This window comes from uncultured Aquimarina sp. (assembly GCF_947495315.1).
Taxonomy (GTDB): domain Bacteria; phylum Bacteroidota; class Bacteroidia; order Flavobacteriales; family Flavobacteriaceae; genus Aquimarina.
Genome location: NZ_CANLYD010000037.1, coordinates 1 through 1,480 on the forward strand (window position 1 = coordinate 1; position 1,480 = coordinate 1,480).

General features: G+C 33.4%; 1 protein-coding gene. It reads right to left on the reverse strand.

Annotation, left to right across the window (positions count from 1 at the left end):
• Positions 1–136: 136 nt before the first annotated feature.
• The coding region (locus tag Q0910_RS28470) for a SusC/RagA family TonB-linked outer membrane protein (RefSeq protein WP_299224218.1) at positions 137–1,480 on the reverse strand (1,344 nt) is incomplete at its 5' end.

Genomic DNA, 1,480 nt, shown 5'->3' on the forward strand with positions numbered 1-1,480 from the left:
GACGTTGTTAAAAAAACCATCAGGAGCTAATAGCCCTATTGGTTCTTCCTCTAGGTCAGAACATCCTATTATTGATAATCCTATCAATAAGAATAAATATTTATATTGTTTCATAATATATGCTTTAAATTATTGATTAAAATTTTACACCAAGACTAAAATTCACAGATCTAACCGTTGGGTAATTTCCAAAATCAAATCCATTAAATGTGTTTTGACTGCCTGAACCACCACTTCCTAAAAAGTTTACTTCAGGATCTAATCCAGAGTAATCTGTAAAGGTTACTAAGTTTTGAGCACTTATAGATACTCTGATAGAATCCATACGTAACTTATCAGTAATCTGTGAAGGTAAATTGTAGCCTAAAGCTATATTCTTTAATCTAATATAGCTTCCATCTTCTACAAAACGAGAAGAGATTTGTTTTCCTCTAAGTTTAGCAGAAGGTATATCCGTATTTGTGTTTGTTGGTGTCCAGGCATTTAATACATCTGTAGTGGCATTAGAATCTCCATTAAATAACTGTACATTAGTAAGATTCATAACATCTCCACCATATGCACCTTGAAAAAAGATACTTAAATCAATGTTTTTGTAGGTAAAGGTGTTTGTGATACCTATGGTAAAATCTGGATTAGGATCTCCTATTATTTGTTGATCATCAGTAGTAATTACCCCGTCTAAATTACCATCTTCATCCGCTAAATCCGTGAATAATTGATCTCCAGCTTCGCCACCTTCAAAAATAGCGGTTCCTTCTGGTAAATCTCCACCTTGGTAAACACCTCGATATTCGTATCCCCAAAAAACACCAACAGCTTCACCTTCTCTTAAAATATGTGTGCGGTCTATATTAAAATACCCTGGAGAAGCATCTTGAAATATATCTTCACCATTTAGTAAACTAACAAACTCATTTTTATTTGTAGACCAATTAAAATCTGTAGTCCAACTAAAATTTTCATTACTAATATTTCTTGTGTTTAAGGTGATCTCAAATCCCTTATTATTAATCTCTCCTACATTTCTTAAACTAGCGGCCGTTAGAAACCCTAAATATTCTGGTTGACTAGAATCTGCTATGATAAGGTCTTTGGTATCGATGTTATAGTAATCTAATGAAAGAGAAATTCTATTAGAGAACAAGCCTAGATCTAAACCGAGATTAGTTTGATAAGAAGATTCCCATTTTAGATCTGGATTTGCCACTTGATTTGGTGTTACATTAATTACAGTCTGTCCATTAATAGGCGTGAAGACTGAGGCAAAACTTGCTAGTGATCCATAAGCAGCAATTGCCTGATTACCGGTTACACCATAACTTGCTCTTACTTTTAGGTTAGAAACAGTTTGACTGTCTTTTAAGAAGTTTTCATTTGATATTTTCCAACCAATGGCTCCCGATGGGAAGATTGCATATTTTTCATTTTTAGCAAAATTCGATGAACCATCTCTTCTTACAGTAGCTGTTAGTAAATA